Here is a 13,664-nt window from a genome sequence, read left to right as displayed (position 1 = left end):
GCCGGCCCGACGTCGTCACGCGCCGGCCGCAACCTGCCCGTGGCCATCACGGTCGGCGTCCTGCTGCTCGTCGGCGTCGCGGCGTCCCTGTGGTTCCGGCCGGAGCCGTTCGTCGCCGTGGCCGCGGTCGCGGTCGGCGCCGCGCTCTGGGAGCTGCGGCAGGCGTTCGCGCGGCGCGACATCCACCTGCCGATGCTGCCGCTGCTCGTGGGCGGCGCCGGCATGGTGGTCTCGGCGTACGCCGCCGGGCCGGAGGCGCTGCTCGTCGCGTACGTGCTGACCGTCGGCGCCGTCGTCGTCTGGCGGGTGCTGGACGGCCCGGGGCCGCAGGCCCTGCGCGACTGCGCGGCCGCGGTGTTCGCGGCCACGTACGTGCCGTTCCTCGCCGGCTTCGTCCTCCTGCTGCTCGCGCAGCCGGACGGCGAGCTGCGCGTGGCGTTGTTCATCCTCCTGGCCGTGGCGAACGACACGGGCGGGTACATCGCGGGCGTGACGATGGGCCGCCACCCGCTGGCGCCCACGGTGAGCCCGAAGAAGACCTGGGAGGGCCTGGCGGGCTCGCTCGTCCTGGCCACGGCCGTGGGCGTCGCGGGCGCGGTCCTGGCCCTCGACGCGAGCCCGGTGCTCGGCATCGTGCTCGGGGTCCTCACCGCGATCACCGCCACCGTGGGCGACCTCGCCGAGTCGCTCATCAAGCGGGACCTAGAATTGAAGGACATGGGTTCGCTGCTCCCCGGTCACGGGGGCGTGCTGGACCGACTCGACTCCCTGGTCGTCACCGCCCCGTTCGTGTACCTCGTGCTCACGATGGCGCCGGCGACCGCCCTGTAAGGAACCGTCATGCCCCCCACCTCCGCCCGCGCTGCGACGTCCGGCACCGACCTCGGGATCCCCGCGGTCCGGCCGGGCGACGAGACCGCGCCGATGCCCCTGCAGATGGCGCCGCGCCGCCGGGGCAAGCCGCCGAAGCACTTCGCGGACCTGACGCCGGCCGAGCGCGTCGCGTCGATGCAGGAGATGGGGGAGAAGCCGTTCCGGGCCAAGCAGCTCGCGACGCACTACTTCCAGCACTACACGTCCGACCCCGAGCAGATGACCGACCTGCCGGCGAAGACCCGCGAGGCCATCGCGACGACGATGTTCCCGCAGCTCATCCGCCCCACCCGGCGCCTCGAGGCCGACGGCGGCACCACCGTCAAGACGCTCTGGCACCTCTTCGACGACGCCAAGGTCGAGTCGGTGCTCATGCGCTACCCGCACCGCACCACGCTGTGCGTGTCGTCGCAGGCCGGCTGCGGCATGGCGTGCCCGTTCTGCGCTACGGGCCAGCTGGGCCTCACGCGCAACCTGTCGACGGCGGAGATCCTCGAGCAGGTGCGCGCCGCGAACCGCTCGCTCGCCGAGGGCGAGATCCCCGGCGGGCCCACGCGGCTCAACAACCTCGTGTTCATGGGCATGGGCGAGCCGCTGGCGAACCCGAAGGCCGTCTTCGAGACGGTGCGCGCGCTGGTCGCGCCGCAGCCCGAGGGCTTCGGGATGTCGGCGCGCAACATCACCGTCTCGACCGTGGGGCTCGTGCCCGCGATCGAGAAGCTCACCAAGCTCGAGATCCCGGTGACGCTCGCCCTCAGCCTGCACGCGCCGGACGACGACCTGCGCAGCGAGCTGGTGCCGATCAACACCCGGTGGAGCGTGGACGAGGCGCTCGACGCCGCGCGGCGCTACTTCGAGGTGACGGGCCGGCGCGTGTCGATCGAGTACGCGCTCATCAAGGACATGAACGACCACGGCTGGCGCGCCGACCTCCTGGGCGAGAAGCTCAACGCCCGGGGCCGCGGGTGGGTGCACGTCAACCCCATCCCGCTCAACCCCACGCCCGGCTCGATCTGGACCGCGAGCGAGCGTGCCGTCGAGGACGAGTTTGTGGCACGCTTGCGCGGGCACGGCATCCCCACCACGATCCGTGACACCCGCGGGAGCGACATCGACGGCGCCTGCGGGCAGCTGGCTGCCGAGGAGGACGAGTGAGCGCACTGTTCAGCACGGTGTCCGCGATGCGCACCGGGTACGAGCGGGACGAGGTCGAGGACTTCTTCGACCACGCCCGGCAGGCGTACGAGGGCCGCACCGCGGAGCCCCTGTCGCACGCCGACATCCAGGTGTCGACGTTCGACCTGGTGCGCGGCGGCTACGACACGCACGAGGTCGACGCGGCGCTGGACCGGCTCGAGGCGGCGTTCATCGCGCGGCAGCGCGCCGAGTACGTCGCGGCGCACGGCCAGGAGGCCTGGATGGCCGCCCTCGCCGACCGCGCCCGCACGATGTACGGGCGCCTGGGGCGGCCCGACGGCGAGAAGTTCGCGCCGGCCGAGCGCGGCGAGACGGGCTACGACCCCGACGACGTCGACGCGCTGTGCGACCGCCTCGTCGCGTACTTCGACCGGCAGGAGCCGCTGACCTCCGGCGAGATCCGCTCGGCGACGTTCGGCCGGGCCAAGGGGTCGGACGGCTACGCGGAGGGTCCCGTGGACCGCTTCTTCGCCCGCGCCATCGAGGTGCTGCTCGGGGTCGAGTGACCCGGACCGCCTCCCGCGCCCGCGGAACCTGACGAGGGCCGCCGACGACACGTCGGCGGCCCTCGTCGCGTCAGCGAGCGGCCGCGCCCTCCGATATCAGGGCGGCCTGCTCGGTGCGGGTCAGGACGTCGCGGATCGTGTCCCTGCTGCGGCTGAGGCAGGCGATCTTGTCCTCGATCCCGACGAGCTCGGCCGCGAGCATCTCCGCGACGGTGCGCGGGCACGTCGGGGCCTCGGACCGGCTCGTCGTCTCCATGTCGAGCAGCACCTTGATCAGTCGCGTGGGGATCCCCGCGCGCACCATGCCCGCGACCCTGGACACGCGCTCGACGTCGTCGTCGGAGTAGGTGCGGTACCCGTTCGCCGCGCGGTCCGCCACGAGCAGGCCCTGCTGCTCGTAGTAGCGCACGAGGCGCGGTGCCACTCCCGCGCGCCGGGCGAGCTCGCCGATCTTCATCTCGGGACCTCCAGAAGTGACGGGAGTGACAGGGGTCACACTTGACATTGACATCAATGTCAAACTTTAGCGTCGGTCGCATGACGACACCAGGATCTTCCTCCGCCCCGTCCGGACGACTCCCGTGGCCCTCCCTGCTGATCCTCGGTACGGCCACGTTCTCGATGGTCACCGCCGAGATGCTCCCGACCGCCGTGCTGCCCCAGATGAGCTCGGGGCTCGGGGTGGACGAGTCGCGCACGGGGCTGCTCGTGTCCGTGTGGGCCGCCGCCGTGGTCGTGGCGAGCTTCCCGCTCGTGCGCCTCGTCGCCGGCAGGGACCGGCGCAGCGTGATCGCCGTCGCGCTCGACGTGCTCGCCGCGTCCTCCCTCGCCACCGCCCTGGCGCCGACCTACGGCGTCGCCGTGGGGGCGCGGGTCGTCGGCGCGGCCGCCGTGGGCCTCCTGTGGGCGTCGGCCAACGCGCACGTCGCCGACCTCGTGCCCGACCGGCTGCTCGCCCGCTCGATCGCCGTGGTGCTCGGCGGCGCCACCCTCGGCATGGTGCTCGGCACCCCGCTCGCCAGTCTCGTCACCAGGGCGGTCGGCTGGCGGGCGGCGTTCGCCGGTCTGGCGCTGCTCGCGCTGGTGGTCGCGGTGCTCGTGCGGCTCGTCGTCGCACGGGCGCCCGCCGTCGCCGCGACACGGCAGGGCCATGGCGCGGGCACCGACGCCGCCGGCCCCGCGCCCGCCGCGGGGCCCGGGCCGATGATCGCGGTCACGGCGATCGTCGGCGTGCTGCTGGTGGGGCACTACGGCGCCTACACGTACGTCACGCGGATCGTCGAGGTGCCGGCCGACGTGCTGCCGGGCGGGGTGAGCACGATGCTCCTGGTGTTCGGCCTGGCGTCGGCCCTGGGCGTGGTGCTGGCCGGCCGCTACGGGACGCGGACGGCGCCCGTGCTCGCGCTCGCTGCCGGGGGGACCGCCCTCGCCCTGCTCGGGCTCGCGGCCGTCGAGGTGCATCCCGTCGTCGGCGTGGCCGTCGTCGTCCTGTGGGGCGTGTCCTCGGGAGCGCTGCCGCCCCTCGCGCAGACGTTGATCCTGCGCCTCGGCGGCCCTGAGCGGCGGGCGACGTCGTCGGCGCTGATCCCGGTCGTGTTCAACGGAGGGATCGCGGTCGGGGCGGCTCTGGCCTCCTGGGTCGTGGCGGGCGGCGGCGTCGGCGCCCTCCCCGTCCCCGCGGCCGTGGTGGTCGCGACCACCGCCGTCGCGCTCGGTGCCGGGGCGCGCGCCTGGTCGACGCCGGCGCCGGCGCGTGCGGCGACCGTGACGGCCGCCGGCTGATCGCGAGGCCCGCCCTGGGCGCGAGCGCCGGTCAGCAGGCGGGCGCGAGGGCTCGGCCGCTGCCCGTGTCGAGGTACGCGTCCGACACCCAGTTGCTCGGCCCGATGCGGTACCAGAGGTTCGTCGTGCCGCGGGTGCCCGTGACAGTCTGCCCGCGCGCGCTGCACAGCAGCGGCACGCGTGCGGCGTGGGCGGCGGCGCCGGTCCACCGGTAGCCGGTACCGGGGCCGGTGCGGACGTTGAGGGTGCCGCCGTCAGCCGAGACGACCCCGGCGCGCGCGGACCCCTGCCACAGGTAGGTCACGTCGATCCAGGCGTTGGAGCGCAGGCCCAGCCCGTCCCAGTAGGTGCCGTCGGCGAGGTCGATGCCGGCGGGGTTGGTCACCGTGCGCCCGAACAGGTCCTTGCCGCCGTGATGGCCGAGGCGGTAGGCCGCGGAGGCCTGCGGGGTGCCCCTCGGCAGGTCGCGGGCGGCGTGCCGGGTGGCGCTCCAGTAGTCGTCGGTGGTGTTCCACGGGCCGACGTCCCACACCGGCGCGTACTCGCACCGGGTGCTGTCGGCGCGGCAGACCCGGACGGAGAAAGCGCCGTCGCCGTCCGCGGACAGGGCGCGCCGCGAGGGAAGGGCCACGAAGTGGTCCCGCTTCTCGATCTTGTGCCCGTTCGCGGTGTGCTTGCCCACCAGCCCCTCGCGGGTCGCGAAGATGCGGTGCGTCTCGCCGTCGCCGTCCGCGGCGGCGGGAGCCGCCAGCCCGACGACCGCCCCGGTGACCAGCGCGGCGACCCCGGCGACGATGCCCATGGCGCGCTTGCCGACTATCACGCGATAAGTACGCATGTATGCGAACGTAACCGGCGTCACACCCGGCCGCGACCGGGCGCGAGGAGGCGCTGCCCGGAAGTCAAGCACCGCAACGGGTGAATTCCGCGTGGTCCCGCGGTGTGTCGCGGGATCGGCCGCGGCGCGGACGACGTGTCGGCGGGACCCCGTCCGCGCCTGGAATGATGAGCGCCATGCCCGAGCACACCCCCGACCAGCGCACCCGGACCGTCACCCTCCTCGGCTCCACCGGCTCGATCGGCACGCAGGCGATCGACGTCGTGCGCGCCCACCCCGGGAGGTTCCGGGTCGAGGCGCTCAGCGCCGGCGGGTCCGACGTCGGACTGCTCGCCGAGCAGGCGGCAGCCGTGGGGGCGCGCGCCGTCGCCGTCGCGGACGCCGCCCGCGCGGACGACCTGCGCGCCGCGCTGTCCGCCCGCCTGGGCGCCGGGGCGGCCGACGTCGAGGTGCTGGCCGGCCCGGAGGCCGCGACCGAGCTCGCGGGGCGCGGCAGCGACGTCGTCCTCAACGGCATCACCGGGTCGGTCGGGCTGCGGCCCACGCTCGCGGCGCTCGCGGGCGGCTCGACGCTGGCGCTGGCCAACAAGGAGTCGCTCGTGGTGGGTGGCTCGCTGGTCAAGGCAGCGGCCGCGCCCGGGCAGATCGTGCCGGTGGACTCCGAGCACTCGGCGATCGCGCAGGCGCTGCGCGGGGGCGCGCGCGACGAGGTGCGACGGCTGGTCCTCACCGCCTCCGGCGGGCCGTTCCGCGGCCGCAGCCGCGACGACATCAAGAAGGTCACGGTCGACGAGGCGCTCGCCCACCCCACCTGGGCCATGGGGCCCGTGGTGACGGTGAACTCCGCCTCGCTGATGAACAAAGGCCTCGAGCTCATCGAGGCGCACCTGCTGTTCGACGTGCCGGCGGAGGACATCACCGTGGTGGTGCACCCGCAGTCCGTCGTGCACTCGATGGTGGAGTTCCACGACGGCTCCACGCTCGCGCAGGCCTCCCCGCCCGACATGCGGCTGCCCATCGCGCTCGGGCTGTCCTGGCCCGAGCGCCTCGACGTCGTCTCGCCGCCGTGCGACTGGAGCCGGGTGGCGTCGTGGACGTTCGAGCCCCTCGACGAGGCGACGTTCCCCGCCGTCGGGCTGGCCCGCGCGGCCGTCGCGGCGTCCGCCACGCACCCCGCGGTCTACAACGCCGCGAACGAGCAGGGCGTCGCGGCCTTCCTCGCCGGGCGCATCGGATTCCTCGACATCGTCGAGACCGTGGAGCGGGTGCTGGCCGAGCACGACGGCGTCGCCGCCGCCGACGTCACCCTCGACGCCGTCGAGGGTGTCGAGCGCTGGGCGCGGGCGCGCGCCGACGAGATCCTCGCGCGCTCCTGACGAACCCTCCACGCGCGTCGCCGATCGGCGTCCGGCGGGCGGCCCGCCGTGACCTAGGCTCGGTGCCGTGGACCAGCTACTCGCCTGGGTGATCGGCATCGCGGTGATGCTCGTGGGCCTCGCCGTCTCCATCGGCCTGCACGAGGTGGGGCACATGGTGCCCGCCAAGAAGTTCGGGGTGCGCGTCAGCCAGTACATGGTGGGCTTCGGGCCCACCCTCTGGTCGCGCACCAAGGGAGAGACCGAGTACGGGGTCAAGGCGATCCCGCTGGGCGGCTACGTGCGGATGGTCGGCATGCTGCCGCCCGCCCCCGCCGGGACGCGCCGCCGCGAGAGCTTCTTCGGGCAGGTGGTCGCGGACGCGCGCGACGCCTCGGTGAGCGAGATCCGGCCCGGCGAGGAGCACCGGGCGTTCTACGAGCTGTCCACGCCCAAGAAGCTGGTGGTGATGCTCGGCGGGCCCGTGATGAACCTGCTCATCGCGGTGGTGCTGACGTTCGTCGTGCTGGTGGGCATCGGTGCCCAGACCATCACGACCACCGTCGGCGCCGTGAGCGAGTGCACCCCCACCTCGACGACGGCGGACGGCGCGGCCGTGTGCGGCGACGGCGCCGCGCCGTCGCCCGCAGCCGAGGCCGGGCTGCAGCCCGGCGACGAGATCGTCGAGTGGGACGGCGCGGCCGTGACGTCGTGGGAGCAGCTCTCGGGCGCGATCGCCGACTCCCCGGACCAGGAGGTCCCGGTGGTCGTGGTGCGCGACGGGGCCCAGGTGCCGCTCACCGTGACGACCTCGGAGCGCCAGGTCCCCGTCACGGACGAGAGCGGCGCGCCCGAGGTCGGGGCCGACGGCGAGCCGGTGACCGAGACGGCCGGGTTCCTCGGGGTGACCCCCACGCAGGAGTACGTGCCGCTGCCGCTGTCCACCGTGCCGGAGGCGGTCTGGCAGCAGGTGTCGGGCACGGCCCAGCTGATCGTCACCCTCCCGGCGCGGGTCGGCGAGGTCGCCGTCCAGACGTTCACCGACGAGCCGCGCGCCGCCGACGGGCCGATGGGCCCGGTCGGGGTGAGCCGGGTCATCGTCGACGCGATCGCCCTCGACGGGCCGCTGCTGTCGACCCTCTCGATCGTGCTGAGCATCCTGGCGTCGCTGAACGTCGCGCTGTTCATGTTCAACCTCATCCCGCTGCTCCCGCTGGACGGGGGGCACGTGGTGAACGCGCTCTACGAGGGCGGTAAGCGCACGGTCGCGCGCGTGCGGGGCCTGCCTCGACCACGGCCGGCAGACGTCGCGCGCATGATGCCGGTCGCGTACGTGATGTTCGTCGTCCTGGTGGGCACGGGTGCGCTGCTCATCGTCGCCGACGTGGTCGACCCGGTCCGGCTCTTCGGGTAGCCGGGGCTCGGAGTCGTCCGCCCTGCGTGAAGGTCGTGCGTGACGACGCGCGGGGATTCCGTGCCGGTGCGGTGCCCGCGTGCGTAGCACCCGCCTGCAGGCGCGATACTGGCACCGTGACTGCGATCAATCTCGGCATGCCTGCCCCGCCCGCGCCCACGCTCGCCCCGCGCCGCAAGTCCCGCAAGATCCAGGTGGGCAAGGTGGCCGTCGGCGGGGACGCGCCGATCAGCATCCAGTCGATGACGACGACCCCGACCACCGACATCAACGCGACGCTGCAGCAGATCGCCGAGCTGACGGCCGCGGGCTGCGACATCGTGCGCGTGGCCGTGCCGACCATCGACGACGCCGACGCGCTGCCCGCCATCGCGAAGAAGTCGCAGATCCCCGTCATCGCGGACATCCACTTCCAGCCCAAGTACGTGTTCGCCGCGATCGACGCCGGCTGCGCGGCCGTGCGCGTGAACCCGGGCAACATCCGGAAGTTCGACGACCAGGTCAAGGAGATCGCGAAGGCCGCCTCCGACGCCGGGGTCTCGCTGCGGATCGGCGTCAACGCCGGCTCGCTCGACAAGCGGCTCCTGGAGAAGTACGGGAAGCCCACCGCGGAGGCCCTCGTGGAGTCCGCCGTGTGGGAGGCCTCGCTGTTCGAGGAGCACGGCTTCCACGACTTCAAGATCTCCGTCAAGCACAACGACCCGGTCGTCATGGTGCGCGCCTACGAGCTCCTCGCGCAGCGTGGCGACTGGCCGCTGCACCTCGGCGTCACCGAGGCGGGCCCGGCGTTCCAGGGCACGATCAAGTCGGCCACCGCGTTCGGGGCGCTGCTGAGCCAGGGCATCGGCGACACGATCCGGGTGTCGCTGTCCGCGCCGCCGGTCGAGGAGGTCAAGGTCGGCACGCAGATCCTGCAGGCGCTCAACCTGCGCCCGCGCAAGCTCGAGATCGTCTCGTGCCCGTCGTGCGGCCGCGCCCAGGTGGACGTCTACACGCTCGCGGAGAAGGTCACCGCGGGCCTGGAGGGCATGACGGTGCCGCTGCGCGTCGCCGTCATGGGCTGCGTCGTCAACGGTCCGGGCGAGGCCCGGGAGGCGGACCTGGGCGTCGCGTCCGGCAACGGCAAGGGCCAGATCTTCGTCAAGGGCGAGGTCATCAAGACCGTCCCGGAGGCGATGATCGTCGAGACCCTCATCGAGGAGGCGATGCGCATCGCCGAGACGATGCCCGCCCCCGAGAACGAGGCCCAGGCCGGGGCCCCGGAGGTCACGGTCGGCTGACGGTTCGGCCTGAGGGCCGCACCGAGGGGCGGCATCGGGGACGATGGCGGGAGGGGCCCACGACGGCGAAGGGGGCGTGATGGGCGGCTGGCGACCGGCGGTGCGGGCGCGCGGTGACGCGCGCGGCCTCGACGCGCGCCGCCCCCGGGCCCGCGTCCTCGGTCAGGAGGACCTCGCCGAGGCGCGCGCCCTGCTGGCCCGCGACCCGGTGACCTCCGTGCTCGCGGCGACGCGGCTCGACGTCGCGGCGGCGGCGGGCTTCGCCGCCGCGGGCGGCCAGGCGTGGGGCTTCCCCGCGACCGGGCCGCTGGTCGCGGTCTGCTGGTCCGGGGCCAACCTGGTGCCCGTGCTGGCCCCGGACCTCGCGGGCCGGGACGCGGACGACGCGATCGCGGCGTTCGCCGCGACCGCCCGCGCCCAGGGCCGGCGCTCCTCGTCGATCGTGGGGGACCGGGTGGCCGCGCTCGCGCTGTGGGACCTCCTCGCGCCGCGCTGGCCCCCGGCCCGCGAGGTGCGTGCGGACCAGCCGTCCCTCGCGATCGCCCGCGACCCGGACGTGGAGCCCGACCCGGCGGTGCGGCGCTCGACCCTCGCCGAGGTGGACGCCGTCCTGCCCGCCTGCGTCCGCATGTTCGCGGAGGAGGTCGGGTACGCGCCGGCCGCGTCGCCCGGCAGCGCGTACGCCCTGCGCGTGCGCTCGCTCGTGGCCGAGGGCCGGTCCTTCGTGCGCATGGAGCCGCCGGGGCCGGACTCCGGCCGGAGCGCAGGGCAAGGGCCGCTCGTCGCCTTCAAGGCCGAGCTGGGGGCGGTGGCCGGCGGGGTGGCGCAGGTGCAGGGGGTCTGGGTGGACCCGCTGCGCCGCGGCCGCGGCCTGGCGGCGCCCGGCATGGCCGCCGTCGTCGTCACGACCCGCCGCGAGGTCGCGCCCGTGGTCTCCCTGTACGTCAACGCGTTCAACGCCCCGGCGCTCGCCACCTACCGCCGGGTGGGCTTCGAGCAGGTCGGCACCTTCACGACGGTGCTGTTCTGACGGGGCCGGGTCGAGGTGCGCGACGGTTACCGGATCCGTCCGGATCGTGAGATGGTACGCGGCGTGACGACGCATGCGACGTGGGGTGCACGGATGTCCGGAGCGCCGGCGGGCGCCCGATGAGGGCGCTGTACAAGCCGGGGCCCGGCCCGGGCCTGGAGCTGGTGGAACGACCGGAGCCGGAGGCCGGCCCCGGGGACGTGAAGATCCGCGTGCTGCGCACCGGCATCTGCGGCACCGACCTGCACATCGACCGCTGGGACGACTGGGCCGCCTCGACGATCGCGGCGCCGCTGGTGCCGGGCCACGAGTTCGTCGGCGAGGTCGTCGAGGTCGGGGAGATGGTGCACGACGTCGCGGTGGGCGACCTCGTGTCGGGCGAGGGCCACATCGTGTGCGGCACGTGCCGCAACTGCCGTGCCGGGCGGCGCCAGATGTGCATCCGCACCCAGGGCCTGGGCCTGCACCGCGACGGGGCGTTCGCGGAGTACGTCGTGCTGCCCGCCACTAACGTGTGGGTGCACCACGCCGAGGTGGACCTGGACGTCGCGGCGATCTTCGACCCGCTCGGCAACGCGGTGCACACGGCGCTCGCGTTCCCGGTGATCGGGGAGGACGTGCTCGTCTCGGGCTGCGGGCCCATCGGCCTCATGGCGATCGCCGTCGCCCGGCACGCCGGCGCCCACCTGGTCGTGGGCACCGACGTCAGCCCGGCGCGGCTCGAGATGGCGAGGACCATGGGCGCGGACGCCGCGCTCGACGTCCGCACGGCACGGGTCGCCGACGCGCAGCGCGAGCTCGGCCTGCGCGAGGGCTTCGACATCGGCTTCGAGATGAGCGGCGCCCCGAGCGCGCTGCCCGAGATGATCGCGAACATGAACCACGGCGGGCGGATCGCGATGCTCGGCCTGCCGTCGGGGCCGATCGCCGTCGACTGGGGCACGGTCGTGACGCACATGCTCACCCTCAAGGGCATCTACGGCCGGGAGATGTTCGAGACGTGGCAGGCGATGGACGCGATGCTGCGCACCAGCGCGACGCTGCGCGCGGCGATCGCGTCGGTCGTCACCGACCGGCTCCCCGCGAGCCGGTGGCGCGAGGGCTTCGAGGCCGCGGCGTCGGCGCACGGCGGCAAGGTCGTGCTCGACTGGACCGACTGGTCCGACGCGCAGGACGGTGCACAGGGCGACGAGGGGAAGGCGTAGCGATGTACGGGACGTTCCGGGAGCACCTGGCGGGCGAGCTCGAGGCGATCGAGAGCGCCGGCCTCACCAAGCACGAGCGCGGCATCGCGGGCCCGCAGGGCGCGCGGATCCGCGCCGACGGCGCCGAGCTGCTGAACTTCTGCGCCAACAACTACCTCGGGCTGGCCGACGACCCGCGCCTCGTCGCGGCGGCCCACGACGCCCTCGACACGTGGGGCTACGGGCTGGCCAGCGTGCGGTTCATCTGCGGCACGCAGGACCAGCACCGCACCCTCGAGCAGCGGCTGGCGGGGTTCCTCGGCACCGACGACTCGATCCTGTTCTCGTCGTGCTTCGACGCCAACGGCGGCGTGTTCGAGACGCTGTTCGGCGCGGACGACGCCATCGTGTCGGACGCGCTCAACCACGCGTCGCTCATCGACGGCATCCGGCTGTCGAAGGCGTCCCGGTTCCGCTACCGCAACCGGGACATGGGCGACCTGGAGGACCAGCTCCGCGCCGCCCGCGACGGCGGCGCCCGCCACGTCGTGATCGTCACCGACGGCGTGTTCTCGATGGACGGCTACCTCGCGCCGCTGCGCGAGATCTGCGACCTCGCCGACCGGTACTCCGCGCTCGTCCTGGTGGACGACTCGCACGCCGTGGGCTTCATGGGCGACCACGGGAGGGGCACGCCCGAGCTGCTCGGCGTCGCCGACCGCGTGGACATCCTCACCGGCACGTTCGGCAAGGCCCTCGGCGGGGCGTCCGGCGGCTACGTCGCGGCGCACCAGGAGATCGTCGACCTGCTGCGCCAGCGCGCCCGCCCGTACCTGTTCTCGAACACGCTGGCGCCGACGATCGTGGCGGGCACCCTCACGGCGCTCGACCTCGTGGAGGGGTCGGGGGACCTGCGCGCCCGCCTGACCGAGAATGCCGCCCAGTTCCGCCGCCTCATGACCGAGGCGGGCTTCGACCTGCTGCCCGGCGAGCACCCGATCGTGCCGGTGATGTTCGGCGACGCCGTGCTCGCGGCGAAGGTGGCGGCGGCGATGGGGGAGCGCGGCGTGTACGTCACGGCCTTCAGCTTCCCGGTCGTGCCACGCGGCGAGGCGCGCATCCGGGTGCAGCTCTCCGCGGCCCACACGCCGGAACAGGTCCGCGCGTGCGTCGACGCCTTCGTCGCCTCGCGCGACGCCGTCGCGGCGGGCTGACCGGCTACTTCAGCAGCCTCGACATCCGCCGGTCGGCGAGCACCTGTCCGCCGGTCTGGCAGGTGGCGCAGTACTGCAGCGAGCGGTCCGCGAAGCTCACCTCGCGCACCACGTCGCCGCAGACGGGGCACGCCTCGCCCGTGCGGCCGTGCACGCGCATCCCGGCGCGCTTGGCGTCCTTGAGCTCCTTGGCCGGCTTGCCCGACGACGCCGCGACGGCGTCGTGCAGGGTGGTCACGACGGCGTCGTGCAGCGCCGCGACCTCGTCCGCGGTGAACGACCGGGTGAGCTTGAAAGGCGAGACCTTCGCGACGTGCAGGATCTCGTCGGAGTAGGCGTTGCCGATCCCGGCGATCGCGCGCTGGTCGCGCAGCAGGCCCTTGACCTGCTGGTTCTTCTCCTGCATGAGCGCGCCGAGGGCCTCTGCCGTGAACTCGTCCGAGAGCGGGTCGACGCCGAGAGTCGCGACCTGCTCCACCTCCTGCGGGTCGCGCACCACGTGCACCGCCAGGCGCTTGCGGGTGCCCGCCTCGGTGAGGTCGAACCCGGCGCCGTCGTCGAGCCGCACCCGCAGGGCCAGCGCCGCCCCGCGCGACGAGCCGCCCATCCGCGGGCGCACGGGCGTCGTGGGGGCCTGGTCCGACCAGCGCACCCACCCGCCGCGGGAGAGGTGGAAGAGCAGGTGGAGCTCCTCGCCGTCCGGGCCGGCCGTGAGATCGAGCCACTTGCCGTGGCGTTCGACGCCGCGGACCTCCTGCCCGACGAGCGCCGTCACCGGCGGGTCGAACGTCTTGAGCGCGGCGATGGCCGCGACGTCGGCGGCGGCGACGCGGTGGCCGGACGTACGAGCGTCGAGGAACTCCGCCATCGCCTGCACCTCGGGAAGCTCGGGCATGCCGCCATGCTGCCAGCCGGGGCCGACGCGGACCAGGGGAGGAGCCTGGGGAGGCGGGAGACCGCCAGGGGTCCGTGCGGCCGGGGGAGCGGCCGG

At 74.1% G+C, this 13,664-nt stretch carries 13 protein-coding genes; 10 read left to right on the top strand and 3 right to left on the bottom strand.

All coding sequences use genetic code 11. The features are described from left to right. The first annotated feature begins 33 nt into the window (after positions 1 to 33). From ABZ493_RS04835 to ABZ493_RS04825, 3 genes are all read left to right on the top strand, one after another. Entirely contained in the window at positions 34 to 831 is a 798-nt protein-coding gene (locus ABZ493_RS04835; protein WP_430581135.1) for a phosphatidate cytidylyltransferase, read from the top strand. Between the two features lie 93 nt (positions 832 to 924). Further along, positions 925 to 2,028, top strand: a complete 1,104-nt coding sequence (gene rlmN, locus ABZ493_RS04830; RefSeq protein WP_430581134.1) for a 23S rRNA (adenine(2503)-C(2))-methyltransferase RlmN — start codon at positions 925 to 927, stop codon at positions 2,026 to 2,028. Beyond that, positions 2,025 to 2,576 (top strand): DivIVA domain-containing protein, encoded by a 552-nt coding sequence (locus ABZ493_RS04825; protein ID WP_430581043.1) that lies wholly within the window; start codon positions 2,025 to 2,027, stop codon positions 2,574 to 2,576. Before rlmN ends, ABZ493_RS04825 begins: the two co-directional genes overlap by 4 nt. Before the next feature lie 70 nt (positions 2,577 to 2,646). Here the strand turns inward: ABZ493_RS04825 and ABZ493_RS04820 are convergent, their stop codons facing one another. Then, positions 2,647 to 3,033 carry a MerR family transcriptional regulator gene (locus tag ABZ493_RS04820; protein ID WP_430581042.1) on the bottom strand — a complete coding sequence of 129 codons (387 nt, stop codon included), beginning with the start codon at positions 3,031 to 3,033 and terminating at the stop codon, positions 2,647 to 2,649. An 80-nt stretch (positions 3,034 to 3,113) separates the two neighbouring features. Between ABZ493_RS04820 and ABZ493_RS04815 the strand changes: the two genes are divergently transcribed. Further along, positions 3,114 to 4,358, top strand: a complete 1,245-nt coding sequence (locus ABZ493_RS04815; protein WP_430581041.1) for an MFS transporter — start codon at positions 3,114 to 3,116, stop codon at positions 4,356 to 4,358. Between the two features lie 31 nt (positions 4,359 to 4,389). On the opposite strand, the gene ABZ493_RS04810 is transcribed toward ABZ493_RS04815, so the two are convergent. Further along, complete coding sequence (locus ABZ493_RS04810) at positions 4,390 to 5,196, bottom strand: hypothetical protein (RefSeq protein ID WP_430581040.1); 807 nt, start codon at positions 5,194 to 5,196, stop codon at positions 4,390 to 4,392. A gap of 176 nt (positions 5,197 to 5,372) precedes the next feature. On the opposite strand from ABZ493_RS04810, the gene dxr reads away from it, so the two are divergent. From dxr to ABZ493_RS04780, 6 genes are all read left to right on the top strand, one after another. Next, positions 5,373 to 6,572, top strand: coding sequence for a 1-deoxy-D-xylulose-5-phosphate reductoisomerase (dxr, locus tag ABZ493_RS04805; protein WP_430581039.1), 1,200 nt, complete (start codon positions 5,373 to 5,375; stop codon positions 6,570 to 6,572). A gap of 67 nt (positions 6,573 to 6,639) precedes the next feature. Then, positions 6,640 to 7,965 carry a site-2 protease family protein gene (locus tag ABZ493_RS04800; protein ID WP_430581038.1) on the top strand — a complete coding sequence of 442 codons (1,326 nt, stop codon included), beginning with the start codon at positions 6,640 to 6,642 and terminating at the stop codon, positions 7,963 to 7,965. A gap of 137 nt (positions 7,966 to 8,102) precedes the next feature. Next, the gene (gene ispG / locus ABZ493_RS04795; protein ID WP_430581133.1) at positions 8,103 to 9,245 is read left to right on the top strand and encodes a flavodoxin-dependent (E)-4-hydroxy-3-methylbut-2-enyl-diphosphate synthase; all 1,143 of its coding nucleotides are present in this window, start codon (positions 8,103 to 8,105) and stop codon (positions 9,243 to 9,245) included. A 79-nt stretch (positions 9,246 to 9,324) separates the two neighbouring features. Beyond that, entirely contained in the window at positions 9,325 to 10,275 is a 951-nt protein-coding gene (locus tag ABZ493_RS04790; RefSeq protein ID WP_430581037.1) for a GNAT family N-acetyltransferase, read from the top strand. 119 nt (positions 10,276 to 10,394) lie between these two features. Continuing rightward, entirely contained in the window at positions 10,395 to 11,480 is a 1,086-nt protein-coding gene (gene tdh, locus ABZ493_RS04785; protein WP_430581036.1) for an L-threonine 3-dehydrogenase, read from the top strand. 2 nt (positions 11,481 to 11,482) lie between these two features. Then, the gene (locus ABZ493_RS04780) at positions 11,483 to 12,673 is read left to right on the top strand and encodes a glycine C-acetyltransferase (protein WP_430581035.1); all 1,191 of its coding nucleotides are present in this window, start codon (positions 11,483 to 11,485) and stop codon (positions 12,671 to 12,673) included. Between the two features lie 4 nt (positions 12,674 to 12,677). Here the strand turns inward: ABZ493_RS04780 and ABZ493_RS04775 are convergent, their stop codons facing one another. Next, positions 12,678 to 13,568 carry a DNA-formamidopyrimidine glycosylase family protein gene (locus ABZ493_RS04775; RefSeq protein ID WP_430581034.1) on the bottom strand — a complete coding sequence of 297 codons (891 nt, stop codon included), beginning with the start codon at positions 13,566 to 13,568 and terminating at the stop codon, positions 12,678 to 12,680. Positions 13,569 to 13,664 lie beyond the last annotated feature (96 nt).

Source organism: Isoptericola sp. NPDC019482 (assembly GCF_040632295.1).
GTDB lineage: Bacteria > Actinomycetota > Actinomycetes > Actinomycetales > Cellulomonadaceae > Isoptericola.
This window is presented reverse-complemented; position numbering and strand designations above follow the sequence as displayed.

Bases quoted from the DNA above. Each gene is read 5' to 3' on its own strand.
- rlmN (WP_430581134.1), top strand. From the start codon at position 925: ATGCCCCTGCAGATGGCGCCGCGCCGCCGGGGCAAGCCGCCGAAGCAC.
- ABZ493_RS04820 (WP_430581042.1), bottom strand. From the start codon at position 3,033: ATGAAGATCGGCGAGCTCGCCCGGCGCGCGGGAGTGGCACCGCGCCTC.
- ABZ493_RS04815 (WP_430581041.1), top strand. From the start codon at position 3,114: ATGACGACACCAGGATCTTCCTCCGCCCCGTCCGGACGACTCCCGTGG.
- ABZ493_RS04810 (WP_430581040.1), bottom strand. From the start codon at position 5,196: ATGCGTACTTATCGCGTGATAGTCGGCAAGCGCGCCATGGGCATCGTC.
- dxr (WP_430581039.1), top strand. From the start codon at position 5,373: ATGCCCGAGCACACCCCCGACCAGCGCACCCGGACCGTCACCCTCCTC.
- ispG (WP_430581133.1), top strand. From the start codon at position 8,103: ATGCCTGCCCCGCCCGCGCCCACGCTCGCCCCGCGCCGCAAGTCCCGC.
- ABZ493_RS04790 (WP_430581037.1), top strand. From the start codon at position 9,325: ATGGGCGGCTGGCGACCGGCGGTGCGGGCGCGCGGTGACGCGCGCGGC.
- tdh (WP_430581036.1), top strand. From the start codon at position 10,395: ATGAGGGCGCTGTACAAGCCGGGGCCCGGCCCGGGCCTGGAGCTGGTG.
- ABZ493_RS04780 (WP_430581035.1), top strand. From the start codon at position 11,483: ATGTACGGGACGTTCCGGGAGCACCTGGCGGGCGAGCTCGAGGCGATC.
- ABZ493_RS04775 (WP_430581034.1), bottom strand. From the start codon at position 13,568: ATGCCCGAGCTTCCCGAGGTGCAGGCGATGGCGGAGTTCCTCGACGCT.